Raw genomic sequence first — 19,201 nt, 5'->3', positions numbered from 1 at the left:
CAGAAAGAGAGAGTATCGTTATATTTTCAGTTTAAGAAAACAGAAATTTAATTCGGATAAACCAAAGCATTGCATATAGCTTTTTACTACGCTTTCCATTTTTTGAATAGATTTTACGGCAATATTTCTTGATATCTTTTTTGATTAATTGAACTTGTGATTTATCTAATTGAGAGTTTTCTTTAATATATATACAAGCGTTATTGATGACTGTATAAGGGAATAAATAAGTCTCAAGAATTTCAATAAGTGACTGAGAATCTTTTGTAATGAAATCTTGAGATTTATTATGTACCCAGTCCTTCATACGATTGAATACTTCCAGCTCTTTTGTTGTTTTTAATTCATAATCTTTATATTTAGAAGAAAGATTTCCTTCTGATAAGATTCTATAATATGTTAAGTATTCATCGACATAACATACATTTGTCACACTCATAAGTTTAAATAAAAACTCCAAATCTTCGCCCCAACTACATCCTGGTGTAAAACGAATGTTATGATCCATTACGATGGATCGTTTGAAAATCCAAGTACTTGTTTGAGCAACAACCTGATGTGTTAGGAATGCTTTTGCCATATCGCCTTTAATAAAGTTTGTTGTATGCTCAACCTTCTCGCCTGTTTCTTCGTAGAAATTCATATAACCACAATAGCACGCGTCCATTTTGTTTTTTTGCATACTTTCGACTTGCTTCTCAATTTTAGTTGGATGCCATAAGTCATCACTGTCAAGGAAAGCGACATATTCTCCGCTAGCACTTTCGATACCTGTATTACGAGCTACCGAAACACCTTGGTTTTTTTGATGAACGTATTTTACTTGCCCTGGATATTTTTCGGCAAGGTTTTTCACGATAGAAGGTGATTGATCTTTACTTCCATCATCTACAATTACAATTTCAATGTTTTTATATGTTTGATCTAGTATTGACTGCATCGTTTCTTCAATATATTTTTCCGTGTTATACAGAGGTATGACAACAGAAACAAGTTGCTTTTGTTCCATCATAGAATTTTTATCTCCTCAAGTTTTTTATGTCTTGCACCATATATACAAGCCCTTTGAAAGGGAGAAGATTACAAGAACATCTGTATAAGTTTAACGCATATAAACTTTGTAAATCAACTTTCTATTGTTGTACTTTGTATAAAAAGTATTTATTATAGAACGTATTGTGTTGTAAAAATATAGAAAAATATTTTGAAGATTATGTATCTGAAGGGAGAAGATGAGATGTTAGGGCGATTTACTCGCAAATCTAATATAGTCCTTTTAGGGATTATTATGATTGTCGGGTTTGCACTTCGTTTTGCAACTTTACAAACACATGGTGCAGATCTATCTATAGCTAGCGATGATATAGGTTATCAAAAAACGGCAAATATTTTATTGGAAACAGGGATGTTAACATACCATGAACCAGATAAACCAACGATTCATATTATGCCGGGTTTTCCAGCCTTATTAGCTACTGTATTTTACTTTTTTGGAAATGGCAGTGAAGGTCTTTTTGTAGCCAAATTAATCATTATTCTATTAGGGGTACTTAGTATTTTGCTAACTTATAAGATTGGTACTTATTTATTGAATCCTGCTGCAGGATTAATAGGTGCTTTCTTATTAGCTGTGTATCCTCCAGAGATTGTTATGGAAAATTTAACTTTAACAGAAGGGCCGTTTCTATTCCTTTCATTAGGATTAGTATATTGGAGTTTAAAATTAGCTGATACTCATAAAACGAAACATCTTCTGATTGTATTAATTTTCTATTTTTTAGCACTGTACCTCCGCGTACAAATTGCATTATATCCAATCTTACTATTTGGGTATCTTTTAATGAAACGCTATCCATTCCGGATTATGATGAAGCAGGCGATTATAAGCATAGGAATAGGACTTATCGTACTTGGACCATGGTGGGCCCGCAATTACATTCAATTTGATAAATTTATCCCACTAACTGCTGGGGCAGGGAATCCGTTATTACTTGGAACGTATCAAGGGAAAGGCTACCCAGAAGGTAAGGATATGGGGGAACTTGAAATAGAATTACATGCAAAGTACCCTAATCTTGAAGCACATGAATTTATGGAGTTAGAAGAAAAAATAGCGATTGATAAAATGAAAGAATGGTGGAAAACGGATAAGGGCTCTATGATAGAGAGTTATTTAGTCTTGAAACCAGAAATTCTTTGGAAAAAACCGTATTATTCTATAGAGCATAATATTGAAGTATTCAATGTTTCTGCAAAGGATATGAATGAAATATATAATTTTATTAAGACGATGTTTTTAATATGTACAGTACTCTCATTTATTTTCCTTTTAAAAAGATGGAGAGAGACTACATTTTTATGGTCAATCCTTTTATTGCAAACAGCTTTAACATGTTTTTATGTTGCATATGAACGATATGCATTACCGTTAATACCATTTTTATTTATTATAATTGGAGTCGGTACTGTGGCAACGGTTATGAAAATTAGTAAATTATTAATTAGAAAAAAATAGTTTGAAAGAAAAAACATCTTAATTTTTTTGGAAAATTAAGATGTTTTTTCGTATATATTCATATTTAAATAGGGAACTATTCGTTATCAGTTTCAGTTTGCGTTACGTTTAATTTTTGCTTTAATAACGCATAATCTTGCGTTAATGTTACAAGTTGATGATGTAATTTAGAAATTTTTCTTGTTAAGTCAAAAATTAAGATGAAACAGAATAATAGTCCAAATAAAAATAAAACAGATGGAGGATATTCTACGTGTAATAGTTGTCCAATCCAATTTATAATTTTTTCAGTAGAACTTAAAATTGCCATTGAAACACAAACGAAAATCCATAAAATGGCATATTTAGTTTCTAAAGCTCCACGACGAATGGAATTAATAATTAATAAAAATAATAATAGAATGAAGATAAATGAAAAGGTAATTATAGGCATTTATTATCAACCTTTCACAATTTTTTGCATCAATATAGCAAGACTTACTTTAATCATGTAATATGCAGATTTAAGAGGTGTAATAGAAGATTGTCCCCCTTGGCGCTCTTGCATATTTACCGATATTTCATTAATGCGTAATTTTTTCTTTTTTAAATGAATAAGGACTTCTGGTTCTGGATAATCTTTTGGATAATTATGTGCAAAAATCTTAATTACTTCTCGATTGATAGCACGATACCCAGAAGTTGGATCCATAAAGGTTTGTTTTGTTAGTACTTTCAGTAGAGCAGTAAAATAAAAAATACCAACTCTTCTGGAAATACTACCTTTATAGGCTGTTTTCTCTGTAAAACGTGAACCTAGCACCATATCGCATTGGTCTTCAGCAATAGGTTTTATAATTTTGTACAAGTCATCAGGATTATGTTGCCCATCAGCATCGAACTGAATTGCAATATCATATCCATTCTCATATGCGTATTTATAACCAGTTTGTACAGCTGAGCCAATACCTAGATTATATGGTAAGTTCACAAGGTGAACAGGAAAATCATTTACGATTTGAGCTGTTTTATCATGTGATCCATCATTAATAACGCAAATGCTTAATTCTGTAAAATGCTGTTTTAGTTTTAATAATCTTGTTAATGTATCCGCAATTGCTTCTTCCTCGTTATACGCAGGAATAATAATTAACGTTTTTGGTATTGAAATTGGTACCTCAATAGACATTATCGCACCATCCCTTATATACTTAATTATATTATAGTTATTTTTAAACGAACCTTATCTAATATACCATTAATAGTATAGCAAAATAAAGGAAAAACTGGTGGGTTATTTTAGGAGACAAACAGTAAATAAAAGATAAGAGCTGGAATTTTTTACAATAAAAAATACATGCAAGGATGAAATAAACCTGTGCATGTATGAAGTGAGGTATCATATTATATATTCCATGGCTTACTTAAAGTTAAAACTTCAGCCATCTCTTTACTTTTTAAACGTCCCTTTTTTCGGCTTTCCGCGCGTTCTGAACCGGTTGTGTGTAACCAATGTTCTTCCTGAGTTTCAGGGAGTACTTGTGGTACGGACGAAGGTTTTCCATCTTTTATTGCCACAAATGTAATGAAGCAAGTAGCAGCAATTCTACGCTCGCCTGCTAATAAATTTTCTGCGATTACTTTTACGAAAACTTCCATTGAAGATTTCCCTGTATAACATACAAATGCTTCATAACAAACCGAATCAGCTTGGTGAATTGGAGTTAAAAAATCAACTGAATCAATAGATGCTGTTACGCAATGTTTACGACTATGTCTTGCAGCCGCAATTGAAGCAATACTATCAATTTCTGCTAATAATTTCCCTCCAAAAAGTGTTTGGTGATTATTTAAATCGTTAGGAAAAACACGTGTTGTCTTAATTGCTTTAGATTCTCGCATGAATTTCTTTTCCATATATTCAGCCCCTATAGTCTGTTTTCAATCAGAATAATATGTGTAAGCGGATTACTCATATTAGATATTTAATGAAGTAAAGTGTATTCCAAAAGAGGATTATTTAAACTTCTCTATTTGTATTCATGTAACTGAAAGAAAATTTATTTTATCTAAAATGTAGTGTAAAAGAGGATTCGCTTACATTGCAAGTAAAAAGTAATGACTATGTATTTGTCATAGAATTTCCCTATCAGCCGTGTACCCATTCATGATAGAATCGTTTTGTTATGAATGGAAATAGAGGTGCAATGGACATATGAATCATATACAAACAAATTTTTCATCTTTCTTCAATAAAATTACGATCGGTGCGATGCTCGCATTTTTTGTTTATAGTTGTTGGGCAGCATTTGAGACAAGTAAGCAATTTTTTGGGGGAAGTACAACAAGTGTAACAATCATATTGGCAATTTTCGTCATACTCATTTTGTTAGTGGCATCAATTCTACAATATCGTTTTACAGATAAACAATTTCTTATTTTTCTTATAAGTGTATCTATAGTTGTGAGGCTTAGTATGCTGTTATTTGTAGATGCTTCAATAATTGGTGATATGAAAGTGATGTATGAGTCTGCAAAGCAGATTGCAATTGGTAATAATATAGGGACTGTAACTCATTTGCCTTTTATTATATATGAGTCAGTAATTATTCGTATATTTGGTGATACATTATTCGCTTTACAACTATTTAATGTGTTATTTTGCGCAGGAACCGCATTTTTTATTTATCGTATTGCGGCAATGGTTTTTGGAGAAGAATGCGGTCGTATTGCTTCTATATTTTATGCCCTGTATATTCCAAATATATTCATGAGTTCCGTATTAACTCCTGAGTCACTTGCAATATTTTTATTTTATTTTGCTTGTTACATACTTTTATATAAAGGATTAGATCATCCTTATATGTGGGTGTTTTCAGCGATTTTATTTGCAGTTAGTAATATGATTTTCCCAATGGGATTATTTCTTCCTATTTTTATCACTGTATATGTATTATTAATTGAATTGTTTCAATCAACAACGAAACAAAAAGTGTTACTAAAGATGATAGGGATACTTATTCTATTTTATAGTGCTCATTTTGTTGTGAATTATGGAATTAAGGCAATGGGACTGTCACAATATACGATTACGAATGAGGCGTATGTTCAATCTGTCTTAATTGGAAAAACGCAACATGAGGAAAAAATATCGGAAAATCAAAGTGTAACAGAGCATATTGATCAAAAGTTAAAAGAGATTGAGGGAGAAAGATTTAAACTTTTAGAACCGATGATAAATCAGTTTTCAGATGAGGGGATAAATTCTATTCTTTTCAAATGTGAAAAACTGATATATATAGCCGTAACATTGTTTATGACTATAGCCCTATTACACTTCCTTATTAAGAAACAACAAAATGAGGGATATATGTTGTTCTTATTTTTAATTAGTGGCTCCGTATTGTTAAGGCTCTTCCAAGTAGATATGGCATATTACAATGTAATTATGCCGGCATTGTTTATTTTGCAGAGCTTTGGTGTTTATATGAGTTATGTGTATTGTCAAAAAATATTTTTCAGAAAATAAAAAGAATCCATTCTGGATTCTTTTTTTGATGGAAGATGAAATTTAGTAGTCAGTGCAGATGAAAAGTATGCCTGACCTGAATTTTATCCCGCTATTTTCCGGACAGTAAGACCCCCACCTCAAAATTCAGCGAAAGCAAAGAAGTTAGGTGGGGGCCCTGCTGCCCGTAAAAGCCTGATTGGTGAGGGCTAATAATCAGTGGGGATGAACAAAACCCCCACTGATTAAAGTTTCACTTTATCTTATCGATTTAGTTCTAGTTGCAAACTATCGGCTGTTAGAGCCATTTGTGAGGAATCATCTTGAATTCCTTTCATTACTTGTGAAATAGCTTGTAGCTCATGTTCAATTTTCTTATTCTGTTCTTTTGAGTTAGACATATCTTTTACAATTTCTTGGAAATATCGATCTGTTGCCGACATACTATCCGTTCCTTCCGATACGAGAGAGCTAATTTGTTTCACGGAAGACGAGACACGGGTAATTTGTTCATTTGTTTTTTCGACGAGCTTTGTAACGTTAAATATAGATTCTTTCGTTTGCTCTGATAATTTTCGGATTTCACCAGCAACAACAGAAAACCCCTTCCCAAATTCTCCAGCACGTGCAGACTCGATAGCAGCATTTAGTGCGAGTAAATTTGTTTGCTCCGCGATCGATTTAACGATATCTATGATTTCGTTAATTTTATTAGAAATATCGAGAAGTTCATGAGTATCTGTAATAATCGTTTCCATATTCATTTGAATAGATCCCATTCGTTTGTTTTGCTGGTTTAATTGTTCTTTCCCTTTATTCGCTTTTTCTTCAGATGTTGTAGCTAATGATGTACCTGTTTTAGCGATCTCTACAATAGTTTCAGACTTAGCGGTTAGTTTTTGAATAGAAGAGCTTGTCTTTTCAGATACAGCAGCTAGTTCTGTTGCGATATGCGTAATTGTCATAGCAGTTAGTTCTTTTTCTTTCTCATGCTCTTTTTGCATTCTTTCATATTCAGATTCATAAGCTGCAAGAACAAGTTCTTGTTCAAGAGTGAATAATTTATTTATGACATTTATAGAATAGGAAAAATCATCGATTGTTGTTATTTTTGTTTGCAAAATCTTCATGATAGAGCGGAATAATTCTTGATAAGCAGCAGTATACCATTTTCGATGTAAGCCAATTTGTACATGTCTTTTGGCAATCCTAACACGCTGTTCAATAAAATCTTCATGCATATTGCCGCTGAATAATTCTTTAATATGTGTTTTTAAAGTTTGCTTTAGTTTTGAAATAGAGCTGTAACGTTCAATAATAGTAATTAAATTAGGTTGTTTTGTAATGTTGGCATAGAATTTTTCAGTAATCCAATCAATTTCTGCATAAATAAAAGGCTGTAGTACTTTTACAACTTGTAAATCTTCTTTTGAAATGTGTAGCATATCCATTTGAATTTTCAGTTCAGAATTAGTAGGTACATTAAAAGTTATTTGTTGGTCCTTACTTAATTCGATTATACTGGCGTTTGTTTTATTAATATTTTTTTTGAAAACCCCAAGCATCATTCTTCCCCCTGTGTATAAAACGTTTTCAATTTTAAAACTAATATAGAGTAATTATATATGCTTATATATAATTACTCTATATTAGTTCGTAGAATAGTATATAAATTAAGAGAATTCTAGATAGAATTCTCTTAATGGCCTTTATTAATTTTAGCATGTGTTTTAAAGAAAACAGGGAAATGCACATTATATATTACAGTGACGACACGAATAACGAATGTTACTAATAAACAAACATAGAAAGCTAATACATGCGCCCCCATAGCGTATGTGATTAGGAAGCTAATTGCTCCTAAGATAGAAGCGATTGCGTAAATCTCTTTTCGGAATACGTAAGGGATATCTTGAGCACAAATGTCACGCAAAATACCGCCTCCAATACCTGTAATGACTCCCATTGAAACAACTAGAAATGAGGCGTCAACATGATGTGACATTGCCGCATTTGCACCAATAGCTGTAAAAACGCCTAAGCCAACAGCATCAGAAAGCATAATAACGACTTGAAGCTTATTGATGCGCTCAAAAAACATACAAGTAAATAATGCTGATAATACACTTACGAAAAAGTAAATGGGTTTTACAAATGCGACAGGGGGCAGGTTACCAATCATGATATCACGAATAATACCGCCGCCGAGCGCAGTAGCTACAGCTAAACAAAGGACACCAAATAAATCTAAATCTTTTTTTAAACCAACTAATGTACCAGAAATGGCAGCGGCGATAATGCCAAGAAACGTAAATATATCGATTAATAACATGGCCTTAATCCCTTCCTCTTAAAGATGTTCCAGAGAAAAAATATACACTAAAGTATTGGAAATAACAATTACTTTTCGCTACATGTAGAAAAACGGATAAAATACATAAAGAAAGCGTTTGAAAATGTTTGGAAATTAGCCATAAAGTAATTTGAAAAAGATATGAAAAGATCAATTTTACATTTTTTGATGTTTTATAGTTGGTAAAATGTTACAGTGGTAGGTACGCTGATTATATTTGCATAAAATGATAAAAAAATATGTATATACTGCCAAAAATAAGGGGATGGTTGTTAGATAGCTTTTGTAAAAATGGGGGAGTATAGCTAAAGGACGGTAATTTCTATTACTGATTAATACTTATCCGGGCTAGTTTTAGCTGGAAAAATAGTTCTCGATTTGAATATGAGTTATGTTATAATTGCTAGGTGTGTTTGAACGATAAAAAATTATGATTAAAAGATAATGTTAAGATTTTGTATGGAGGTCTTGGAATGTTAGCAAATCAAGCTAGGGTTAGATTTGAGCATTTTTTGCTCTTTTTTATTATTTTACAGCCTGTTTTAGATTTATTAACGTCTCTTAGCATCACTTTATTAAAATCAAATGCTACCGTTGGAATTTTAGTAAGATTCCTTATTATGGCTGTTGGTGGTATTTACATTTTAATTCAGGCAAAAGAGAAGGAAAATAGAAAGTTTTTAATTTATCTTATATTATTAGCCGGAGTTTTAGGAATAGGATTTATTAATAACAAACTAGTTAAAAATCCTATTGTACTTGGTGAAGAAGTTAAATTCGTTGCGAAAGCATTATATATATATATCATGCTGGGATCATACATTTTAGCTTTAAAATCATTGAAAAAGACAGTTAATATTAGTGATAAGGTTCGAAATAGTATTGTATATTCTACATTAATCATTAACGCAATTATGGTTATTTCTATTTCAACATCTACTGATTTTGGTAGTTATGAATGGATGAAGGTTGGTTCTCGAGGTTGGTTCTATGCAGGGAATGAACTAGGTTCAATCTTAGCTATTATTTTCCCTATTGTGGTACTATATTCTATTCAAAAAACAAAGAGCGTGAAGCACGTTTTATATTGGATTCCATCACTTTTAATGATTTATTCGCTAATTCAAGTTGGTACAAAAGTAGGGATGGGCTCAATTGGTGCTACGTTAGCGGCAGCAATCGGGATTATTTTCCTACAATTATTATTTGATAGAAAAAATCCGAACAAAAAATCTCTTGCGCTTAATGCAGTAATTGCTATTGTCCTATTAGCTGGTGTAGTTGGAACATTTAAACAAACACCATTAGCGCAAAATATGGGTATTCACAATAATTATTTAACAGAGCAAAATGTGGCACAACAAGGTCAAAAAGAACAAGAAATTAAAGAGAAGCTGAAAAAAGAGCAAGAACTTAAAGCAAAAGAAGAAAATCATCATAAAGTTGAAAAGCCAGAAGAAAAGGCGAAGATAGAAGAGGAAGTTAAGAAAGAGCTTGAGAAAGAGCAAAAGAAAGAAAATCAAGAAAATCTTATTTTCAGCGGACGTCAAGTATATGAAGAAAGACATAAGCAGTTCTTTAAAGAAGCGCCAATGACACAAAAATTACTAGGAATGGGCTATGCAGGTAACTTTAAATATAATGAACAAAAGCAGCCAGATCCAAAGCTAATCGAAATGGACTTCCACGATTGGTTTTATGATTTTGGAATTATTGGTTTTGTATTACTAATGATTCCATTTGTTTATTACGGCTTAAGAATCCTGCTAGCATTTATTACAAGGTTTAAAGAGATATTTAATATAAAATATGGAATGATCGCAGCAAGCTTATTGTTAGCATTAGGTATTGCTTATATTGCAGGACATATTTTAACAGCACCAGGAGTTGGGATTTACTTTGTAGTGGTGCTAGCTTATCTAATAGTAGACCTAGAAATTGAATGATAAAAATAAAAGCTAACTTTTGTTAGCTTTTATTTTTTAGTACAGTAAAATAAAAATAGCTGGAAACGTAGCGAGGATTTAAAGGAGGAAAAAACATGAGAATATTGCATATGAATGCAGGAGCAGAAGATGGGGGAGGGAAAACACATATTATTTCACTTCTCGATCAGTTTCCAACTGGTGAAGTAGAATTAGCAGTATTTGAAGATGGAATTGTTGCGAAGGAAGCAAGGGAATTAGGGATAAAAGTCCATGTGTTTTCACAAAAATCGCGCTATGATTTATCCATTTTAAAGAATATAAGTGAATTTATTAATAAAGAAAAATTTGATGTAGTTCATACGCATGGTCCTAGGGCTAATTTCTATGTTTCTTTAATGAAAAAGAAAATAAAGGCAAAATGGGTAACGACTATTCATAGTGATCCATTTCAAGACTTTACTAAACAAGGCTTAAAAGGTTGGATTTTTACGAAATTAAATTTGAAAGCCTTAAAAAATATAGACTTATTTTTCGTTGTAACAAATAGATTGAAAAAAAGCCTGGCAGCATTAGGGATTTCAAATGAAAAGATGCATGTTATTTATAATGGAATTGAATACGATGAGGAAAAAGCAGAAGGCTATAATAAAAAAGAAATGTTCAATATTGATGAAGATGTATTTACGGCAATCCAAGTAGCACGATTACATCCCGTCAAAGGACATGAAGTTTTATTCGATGCGTTACAACAAACAAAATTAGAGAAAATTAAAGTATTATTAGTTGGCGATGGCCCATTAGAAGAAAATCTAAAGTCATTAGCTACTGAAAAAGGGATTAACGATAAAGTAGAGTTTTTAGGACATCGTCAAGATGTAAAACAATTATTTGCGTCGTCACATGCAAATTTATTAACTTCCCATAGTGAAGGGTTCCCACTAGTTTTATTAGAAGCGGCAAACCAACGTGTACCATCAATTGTGACTAGGGCTGGAGAAATTGAGCCATTAATCGTAGATGAAACTTACGGATGGATTGTGCCAACAGGTGATGGAAAGACATTAGCATTAGCTTTAGAAGAAGCGTATGATAAGTGGAAAACGGGAGAATTAGCAGCAATGGGTAAACATATTTATGAGCATGCTACTATGAACTTCTCACTTCAAAAACTATATGAAGATACAAAAGAAACATATAAGCAATTAATAGCGAAAAACTTGTAATGATAGAGAGGATAGTTAACTATGGCAGTACAAACAGTTGATATTCTAGGCGTTCCTTTTTCTACAATGACAATGGATGAAACGGTCCAATATTTAAAAGAACAACTAGAAGCGGAACGAACTCATACGTTTCAGGTAGTAACAGCAAATCCTGAAATTGTTATGTGCGCAAAAAAGGATGAAAAGTTCTATCAAACATTATTGAATACAGATTTAATTACACCTGATGGTATTGGGGTTGTAAAGGCAAGTGGTATGCTTGGTACACCTTTAAAAGAGCGTGTAGCAGGTTTTGATTTAATGTGTAATTTACTTGCGAAGTTATCAGAAGATAGTAAACCAGTATCTGTTTTCTTATTAGGTGCAAAGCCACATGTTGTACAAGCTGCAGCAGATCATTTAACAAAGACATATTCAGCTGTATCCATCGCCGGTACACAAGATGGTTATTTTAAACAAGAAGACGAAGAGAATATTATTTCTCGCATTCAAGAAGCAAAACCAGATTTATTACTTGTTGCACTCGGTTTCCCGAGACAAGAGAACTTTATCCAAAACAATAAGCATCGTTTAGAAACGAAAATGGCTGTTGGAGTGGGTGGAAGTTTAGACGTATGGGCTGGAGAAGTAAAACGTGCACCAAAATGGATTCAAGCGATTCATTTAGAGTGGTTTTATAGATTATGCAGTAATCCAACACGCTGGCGTCGTCAGTTAGTATTAGCGGAATTTTTAAAAGAAGTAATGCGTTCGAAAAAGTAGCGAAATATCGCTGCTTTTTTTATTTGTTCATTTTTAATAAATTGAAACTTTAATCAGTGAGGCATTCCTACTGATTATTAGCCCTCACCAATCGGGATAGACGTTTTACTTTTTGGGAATGATGAAGGAGAAATTTTTTACACAAAAGTATTTTACTTATACAATTCACACATGTAAAATGATGTGTAAAGACACCTGTGTGAGGAGGACTTCTAGTGGGCAAGGTAAAAGAAATTTCGAAGCGCAAACTACTTGGTATAGCTGGGCTTGGATGGCTATTTGATGCAATGGATGTTGGAATGCTTTCATTTGTAATGGTAGCCTTGCAAAAGGATTGGGGATTAACGAGCCAGGAAATGGGCTGGATAGGTAGTATTAACTCAATCGGTATGGCAGTAGGAGCGCTTATTTTTGGGATACTATCAGATAAAATAGGGCGAAAATCAGTCTTTATTATTACATTATTATTATTTTCTATCGGTAGTGGTTTAACTGCGTTAACGACGACACTCGCGATGTTTCTCGTTTTACGCTTTGTAATTGGTATGGGGCTTGGCGGAGAGCTTCCGGTTGCCTCTACACTAGTATCAGAGAGTGTTGAAGCACATGAGCGTGGGAAAATTGTTGTGTTATTAGAAAGTTTTTGGGCAGGTGGATGGCTAATTGCAGCCCTTATCTCGTATTTTGTTATTCCGAAATATGGTTGGGAAGTTGCGATGGTATTGAGTGCAGTTCCAGCACTATATGCTTTATATTTAAGGTGGAATTTACCGGATTCCCCAAGGTTTCAAAAAGTTGAAAAAAGACCATCTGTTATTGAAAATATAAAATCAGTTTGGTCTGGGGAATATCGTAAAGCAACAATTATGCTATGGATTCTATGGTTTTGTGTTGTCTTTTCTTATTATGGAATGTTCCTTTGGTTACCGAGTGTAATGGTGCTAAAAGGATTTAGTTTAATAAAAAGTTTCCAATACGTACTTATTATGACATTAGCTCAACTTCCAGGATATTTCACCGCTGCTTGGTTTATTGAACGTCTCGGTCGTAAATTTGTGTTGGCTACGTATTTAATCGGGACAGCTTGCAGTGCCTATTTGTTTGGGGTTGCGGATTCATTAACAGTATTAATTGTGGCAGGTATGTTACTATCCTTCTTTAACTTAGGTGCTTGGGGAGCATTATACGCCTATACACCTGAACAGTATCCGACGGTTATTCGTGGTACTGGTGCAGGAATGGCAGCAGCATTTGGGCGTATTGGTGGTATTCTAGGGCCACTATTAGTGGGGTATTTAGTTGCCTCAGAAGCTTCACTATCACTAATATTTACGATTTTCTGCGGATCAATTTTAATTGGTGTATTCGCTGTAGTAATACTTGGACAGGAAACGAAGCAACGAGAATTAGTATAAAGTGAAATTTTAAACGTAGCCCTGACCGTTTATTATCCTACACTACTCAGCTCTTTCTAGGCAGTTAATGTAGGATAAAGGGGGAGAGGAAACCGAAGTGGTTTCCTTTTTTCTGTTTTTTTAGATAAATAATGGTATAGTAAGAAAAAGGGATTATTTCTTATAAAAGCGAATGTATACAGCAGGACATATGGACAAAGAATTAGGTGGTTGAAGAAATGAAAATTTTACTGATCATGGAAGAGGCAGAAGAGAGAAGAAAGTTAGCTGAAAATTTCACTGAAAATATGAGAAATGTAGAATGTTTTGAAGCAAAGACAGGAACAGAATCTTTATTTATGATGAAAAAACATATACCAGACTTTGTTTTTTTAAGTTCCAAATTACTAGATGGTACTGGTTTTGAATATGCAAGTTTATTACGAGAAATAAATTGCTATACAAAATTTATTTTTGTAGGTGAAAACATAGAAGAATCCATTACAGCTTTTCGTTTCCAAGCATTTTATTATTTATTACGACCATTTCGTGAAGAAGATTTACAATTTCTTTTATATAAAATAGGTAAAGAACAAGGTGAGAAAGCAAAGAGTTATTTGCGGAAACTACCGATAGAAAGCCAAGAGGGTATACGATATATTCTTCCAGAAGATATCGTATATGTAAGTAAAAATAAAGAAAATAAAACTGTTTCAATTTACACAACGAATAATCAGTATATTTCAACATATACACTTCAGGAATTAGAAAATAAGCTAAATGCATATGATTTTTTACGTGTGCATAAAAGCTATTTAATTAATATGTCATATGTAAAAGAACTGAAACCTTATTATAATGGCACGTATAATTTGTATTTAGATAGGTATGATGAGCAACCGATTCCAGTCAGTCGTAATTATGTAAAACGCCTTCGAAATAACATTGAATTATAGTAGGTAATGAGAGTATTTTAACATGATAAACTGAAAATCCTTCATGATAGGGAGGATTCAAGTTAAATATTCAGAAAATTTAGTACAATCTCCACTAAGAAATAGTATTGGGGGAATTGTATGTGAAGACATTGAAATCGATCTTACTTTGGGGCGTTATTACAGCGGTAGGAGCAGGTGCTTTTGGGGTGATAGCTTTATCACAAGGTGAAACCATTAATGCTGTATGGCTCTTAGTAGCTGCTGTATGTGTATATGCAGTTGCTTATCGCTTTTATAGTAGATTTATAGCGAGAAAGGTTTTTAATTTAGATGATAATCGGCAAACACCAGCCCATACATTAAATGATGGGAAAGACTATGTTCCAACAAATAAGTGGGTATTGTTTGGACATCACTTTGCAGCGATTGCTGGGGCGGGACCTTTAGTAGGACCGATTTTAGCAGCACAAATGGGATATTTACCAGGGACCATTTGGATTATTGTTGGGGTAGTTGTTGCGGGGGCTGTCCAAGATTTTGTCATTTTATTTGCTTCGATGAGACGTAATGGTAAATCGTTAGGAGAAATGATTAAGGATGAGATTGGGCCTGTTACAGGACTAATTGCAATGATAGGTATTTTAGGAATTATGATTATTTTATTAGCAGTATTAGCGTTAGTCGTAGTAAAGGCACTGATTGGAAGTCCTTGGGGAATGTTTACGATAGCAGCAACTATTCCTATCGCTATTTTAATGGGAGTTTACATGCGCTATATTAGGCCTGGTCGTGTTGGAGAAGGGTCAGTAATTGGTATTATCCTACTTATTTTATCTCTTATTGGAGGACAGTATGTAGCAGAAAATCCAACACTTGCAAGTATGTTCACATTTAGTGGTGAAACAATTGCTATTATGCTTATTGTATATGGATTTATTGCATCTGCATTACCAGTTTGGATGTTATTAGCACCACGTGATTATTTAAGTACATTTTTAAAAGTTGGAACAATTGTTGGATTGGCGATAGGTATTTTAATTGTAGCACCTGATTTACAAATGCCAGCAGTTTCGCAATTTATTGATGGAACAGGTCCTGTTTTCTCCGGTAATTTATTCCCATTCTTATTTATTACGATTGCCTGTGGTGCAGTCTCTGGATTCCATGCTCTTGTTTCATCAGGTACGACGCCAAAAATGATTGAACAAGAGGGACATGCACAGCCAATTGGTTACGGAGCAATGTTAATGGAGTCGTTTGTAGCTGCGATGGCAATGATTGCAGCTTGTGTATTAACACCAGGAACTTATTTTGCGATTAATAGTCCGGCAGCACTTATTGGTACGGATGTATCGCAGGCAGCTCAAGTTATTTCTTCATGGGGATTTGCTATTACACCAAATGAACTAAAAGAACTTGCTGTAAATGTTGGAGAGCAAACAATTTTATCACGTACAGGTGGCGCACCAACGTTAGCGATAGGTATGGCATATATTTTCTCACAAGTAATAGGTGGAACGGCGATGATGGCATTCTGGTATCATTTTGCTATTCTCTTTGAAGCCCTATTTATTTTAACAACGATTGACGCAGGAACGCGTGTAGGACGATTTATGATTCAAGATATTTTAGGGCATGTATATAAGCCGTTTGCGAAAACAGATTCTACATTAGCGAATGTGATAGCTACAACGTTATGTGTATTAGGATGGGGTTATTTTTTGTACCAAGGGGTAGTAGACCCGCTTGGTGGAATTAATACATTATGGCCACTTTTCGGTATTGCAAATCAAATGTTAGCAGGTATTGCATTATTACTTGGAACGACAATTTTGTTCAAAATGGGGAAAAAGGCATATGTTTGGGTGACACTTATTCCAACTGTTGGATTGCTTATTGTAACGATGACGGCGGGTTATCAAAAGCTATTTCATGAAAACCCTAAAATAGGATTTCTATCTCATGCAAAGGTGTTCCAGGGAGCATTAGATGAGGGGAAAGTGTTAGCACCAGCTAAAAATGTTGCTCAAATGAAGCAAATTATTTTCAATGATTATATTGATGCAGCGCTTTGCGGGATTTTTATGATAGTTGTAATCGCTGTATTAATTTCTGCAATTCGAATTTGGATTCAAGTATTAAGAAATAAGCCGATGCCGCTAAAAGAGGCACCATATATTTCTAGAGATGAAAGTGAGTCGAGGAACTATTATGCTTAAACGACTACGGAAAGTATGGGGGGAAAGAAAACGCTTTATTAGTTTGCTCGTTGGGGTACCAAGTTATGAAGTATATGTGGAGCATATGAAAAAGCATCATCCTGAAGAAGAGGTTGTATGTCAAAAGCAATTTTTTGCTGAGGCACAAGAAGCAAGATTTAATGCAAAGGGTGGAAAAATATCACGCTGTTGTTAATGAAAAAGGGCGAGTTTTCGCCCTTTTTATTTTTTTGCTGTTTCACGTGGAACAGCAAAAAATAAACAAAAAACTTTGGGAATTATAGGGATTTCGTATACAATAAAGTGAGGAAGGGGATAGATGGAAAAGTAGGGAGATTATTTTATGTTAAGGGACTTATTTGTAAATACAACAATTATTCTTTCCTTTATTTTTGTTGGAGGTCAGCTTTTAAGAGATAGGCCGTTAAAAGAAGAGTTTTCTCTTTGGCAGAAATGTGTAGTAGGTATTCTTACTGGAATATTAGGTATATTACTAATGTATTTCGGTGTTCATGTTGGTACCATCCTATTGGATTTGCGCTACTTAGCTGTTATTTTAGCTGTTATAATTGGAGGCCCGATAGCGAGTACTATAGCTGTTAGTATGATTTTAGTAACTAGGTTATTATTTATGGATTATTCATTAGCTTCTCAAGTAGCTTTTTATACAATTATTGCGATAGGAGTAGGTAGTATCTTTATTTCGCGTCTAAATCTCTCTCTAGGAGAAAAGTGGGCATGGTTACATACATATATTTTATCTATTCTAATCCCCTCACTATATATATGGTTAATTAAAGATATTAACATAGTAGGATTATATTTAATTTCTAGTATTATTACAGGCTACATAACGTTCATAAGTGCAAATTACGTTTTACAATCCAATGAGTTATTCCAAACGATGAAGCAATACGCAACGGTAGACGCATTGACAGGTCTAGGAAACGTAAGACAGTTTGATTTAGAGATGAATCGTCATATTAGTAATAAGAACATGAAAAATGATTCGCTTTGTTTACTACTTATAGATATTGACCACTTTAAGTACGTAAATGATACGTACGGGCATCCTGCAGGGGACGAAGTGTTAAAACAAGTAGGATGTATTTTACGAGAAACTTCACAATTTCCAGATTTGGCTTTTCGAAAGGGTGGAGAGGAGTTTGCGCTTTTGATACCGAATAAGGGATTAGCTTACGGAATTCGTATGGGCGAGCAAATTCGTATAGCTGTTGAAAGTCACTCATTTCAATTGTTAGATGGAACAAAAATAAAAATTACGGTTTCGGTAGGGGTTTCAGAGTATGAAGGTTCATCAGAGCAATTTATTCAAGCGGCGGATGATGCGTTATACTACTCGAAACGAAATGGTAGAAATAAGGTCAGTTCTGCATCTTAAAGATAAGATGACCAGAAGACATAAAGCTTATAAAAAACACTCACAGAGGCAATGTATGAACCTTGTGAGTGTTTTTATTTATATATTAGACAAGTTCTTTTGATACAACGAATTTACGATATGCACCATGGTGAGTTGGACCTACGTATTCGTTAATTTTGAATGAGTAACGAATAGCAGCTGTGATGAATTCTTTAGCAGTTTTTACTGCTTCTTTCACAGGTTTTCCTTTTGCAAGTTCTGCTGTAATTGCAGCAGAATATGTACAACCTGCACCGTGTGTATTGGTTGTATCGATTTTTTCTGATTCTAGAAGATCGAATGTTTCTCCATCATATAGGACGTCGATTGCAGTTTCCGTACCAAGTTTGCTTCCACCTTTAATTAGTACGTATTTGGCACCTAAAGTGTGGATTTTCTTCGCTGCTTCTTTCATGTCCTCAAGAGAATTAATTTTCACACCGCTTAATTGGTAAGCTTCAAATAAGTTTGGTGTTACAACTAATGCCTTTGGCACAAGAACGTCACGTAAGCAATCGTTCGTTTCAGGATGTAATGCTTCATCTGCACCTTTACATACCATAACAGGGTCAACTACTACATTTTTGAAATTGTGCTTTTCGATTGTTTCTGCAACCATTTCAATAATTTCTACTGATCCAAGCATACCTGTTTTTAAAGCGTCTACGCCAACACCTTCAATTGTTGTTTCTAATTGTGGTTTTAATGTAGAAGCTGGGATTGGAAATACGTTATGTGCCCAACCGTTATGTGGATCCATCGTTACGATTGTTGTAAGAGATGTCATTCCGTATACGCCAAGTTCTTGGAATGTTTTTAAATCTGCTTGTATACCAGCACCGCCACTTGTGTCAGAACCAGCGATAGTAAGTGCTTTATTTAATGTCATTATGAAAGCCCCCTCAAGTGATATAATGAAAACTATGTTTTCACCATTATATCAATGTTACGAATAAGTA

The 19,201-nt window shown here is 33.8% G+C and carries 17 protein-coding genes and 1 pseudogene; 10 read left to right on the top strand and 8 right to left on the bottom strand.

The features are described 5' to 3' along the window. Positions 1–31 precede the first annotated feature (31 nt). Complete coding sequence (locus MHI26_RS27900; RefSeq protein WP_061667934.1) at positions 32–1,012, bottom strand: glycosyltransferase family 2 protein; 981 nt, start codon at positions 1,010–1,012, stop codon at positions 32–34. Between the two features lie 225 nt (positions 1,013–1,237). Between MHI26_RS27900 and MHI26_RS27895 the strand changes: the two genes are divergently transcribed. Further along, positions 1,238–2,515: a glycosyltransferase family 39 protein gene (locus tag MHI26_RS27895; RefSeq protein WP_000901473.1), complete on the top strand. Its 1,278-nt coding sequence runs from the start codon at positions 1,238–1,240 to the stop codon at positions 2,513–2,515. 76 nt (positions 2,516–2,591) lie between these two features. On the opposite strand, the gene MHI26_RS27890 is transcribed toward MHI26_RS27895, so the two are convergent. From MHI26_RS27890 to MHI26_RS27880, 3 genes are all read right to left on the bottom strand, one after another. Then, positions 2,592–2,948 (bottom strand): DUF2304 domain-containing protein, encoded by a 357-nt coding sequence (locus MHI26_RS27890; RefSeq protein ID WP_001121770.1) that lies wholly within the window; start codon positions 2,946–2,948, stop codon positions 2,592–2,594. Between the two features lie 6 nt (positions 2,949–2,954). Continuing rightward, positions 2,955–3,683 carry a glycosyltransferase family 2 protein gene (locus MHI26_RS27885; protein ID WP_000021478.1) on the bottom strand — a complete coding sequence of 243 codons (729 nt, stop codon included), beginning with the start codon at positions 3,681–3,683 and terminating at the stop codon, positions 2,955–2,957. A 215-nt stretch (positions 3,684–3,898) separates the two neighbouring features. After that, a complete protein-coding gene (locus MHI26_RS27880; RefSeq protein WP_000412128.1) occupies positions 3,899–4,411 on the bottom strand; it encodes an acyl-CoA thioesterase in 513 nt (170 codons plus the stop codon). A 298-nt stretch (positions 4,412–4,709) separates the two neighbouring features. Here MHI26_RS27880 and MHI26_RS27875 point away from each other — a divergent pair, with 298 nt between their 5' ends. Beyond that, complete coding sequence (locus tag MHI26_RS27875; RefSeq protein ID WP_061667933.1) at positions 4,710–6,023, top strand: ArnT family glycosyltransferase; 1,314 nt, start codon at positions 4,710–4,712, stop codon at positions 6,021–6,023. 242 nt (positions 6,024–6,265) lie between these two features. Here MHI26_RS27875 and MHI26_RS31650 read toward each other — a convergent pair whose 3' ends face one another. From MHI26_RS31650 to MHI26_RS27865, 3 genes and pseudogenes are all read right to left on the bottom strand, one after another. After that, entirely contained in the window at positions 6,266–6,967 is a 702-nt protein-coding gene (locus MHI26_RS31650; RefSeq protein WP_390227533.1) for a methyl-accepting chemotaxis protein, read from the bottom strand. A 54-nt stretch (positions 6,968–7,021) separates the two neighbouring features. Then, positions 7,022–7,567, bottom strand: a pseudogene (locus MHI26_RS31645) (protoglobin family protein); the annotation flags it as partial. Positions 7,568–7,701: 134 nt separating this feature from the next. Beyond that, positions 7,702–8,334 (bottom strand): trimeric intracellular cation channel family protein, encoded by a 633-nt coding sequence (locus tag MHI26_RS27865; RefSeq protein WP_000924377.1) that lies wholly within the window; start codon positions 8,332–8,334, stop codon positions 7,702–7,704. 494 nt (positions 8,335–8,828) lie between these two features. Between MHI26_RS27865 and MHI26_RS27860 the strand changes: the two genes are divergently transcribed. The 8 genes from MHI26_RS27860 to MHI26_RS27825 all read left to right on the top strand — a co-directional run bounded on the left by MHI26_RS27860 (position 8,829) and on the right by MHI26_RS27825 (position 18,221). Then, positions 8,829–10,301 carry an O-antigen ligase family protein gene (locus tag MHI26_RS27860; RefSeq protein ID WP_000880754.1) on the top strand — a complete coding sequence of 491 codons (1,473 nt, stop codon included), beginning with the start codon at positions 8,829–8,831 and terminating at the stop codon, positions 10,299–10,301. 95 nt (positions 10,302–10,396) lie between these two features. Next, positions 10,397–11,506, top strand: a complete 1,110-nt coding sequence (locus MHI26_RS27855; protein WP_061667931.1) for a glycosyltransferase family 4 protein — start codon at positions 10,397–10,399, stop codon at positions 11,504–11,506. A gap of 21 nt (positions 11,507–11,527) precedes the next feature. Next, positions 11,528–12,268 (top strand): WecB/TagA/CpsF family glycosyltransferase, encoded by a 741-nt coding sequence (locus MHI26_RS27850; protein WP_000290751.1) that lies wholly within the window; start codon positions 11,528–11,530, stop codon positions 12,266–12,268. Between the two features lie 215 nt (positions 12,269–12,483). After that, entirely contained in the window at positions 12,484–13,683 is a 1,200-nt protein-coding gene (locus MHI26_RS27845) for an MFS transporter (protein WP_061667930.1), read from the top strand. Positions 13,684–13,901: 218 nt separating this feature from the next. Further along, positions 13,902–14,618: a LytR/AlgR family response regulator transcription factor gene (locus tag MHI26_RS27840; protein WP_000698260.1), complete on the top strand. Its 717-nt coding sequence runs from the start codon at positions 13,902–13,904 to the stop codon at positions 14,616–14,618. Positions 14,619–14,740: 122 nt separating this feature from the next. Next, the gene (gene cstA / locus MHI26_RS27835; RefSeq protein WP_000854307.1) at positions 14,741–16,819 is read left to right on the top strand and encodes a carbon starvation protein CstA; all 2,079 of its coding nucleotides are present in this window, start codon (positions 14,741–14,743) and stop codon (positions 16,817–16,819) included. Next, entirely contained in the window at positions 16,812–17,015 is a 204-nt protein-coding gene (locus tag MHI26_RS27830) for a YbdD/YjiX family protein (protein WP_000919819.1), read from the top strand. Before cstA ends, MHI26_RS27830 begins: the two co-directional genes overlap by 8 nt. A gap of 147 nt (positions 17,016–17,162) precedes the next feature. Then, complete coding sequence (locus tag MHI26_RS27825; protein WP_000942922.1) at positions 17,163–18,221, top strand: GGDEF domain-containing protein; 1,059 nt, start codon at positions 17,163–17,165, stop codon at positions 18,219–18,221. A gap of 85 nt (positions 18,222–18,306) precedes the next feature. Here MHI26_RS27825 and pdxK read toward each other — a convergent pair whose 3' ends face one another. Further along, entirely contained in the window at positions 18,307–19,131 is an 825-nt protein-coding gene (pdxK, locus tag MHI26_RS27820) for a pyridoxine/pyridoxal/pyridoxamine kinase (RefSeq protein WP_000174261.1), read from the bottom strand. Positions 19,132–19,201 lie beyond the last annotated feature (70 nt).

Origin of the sequence: Bacillus sp. FSL K6-1218, assembly GCF_038006445.1 — a bacterium.
Classification (GTDB): Bacteria; Bacillota; Bacilli; order Bacillales; family Bacillaceae_G; genus Bacillus_A; species Bacillus_A thuringiensis_S.
Note: the sequence above shows the minus strand (reverse complement) of the source record. Positions and strands in the feature narration are given on the sequence as shown.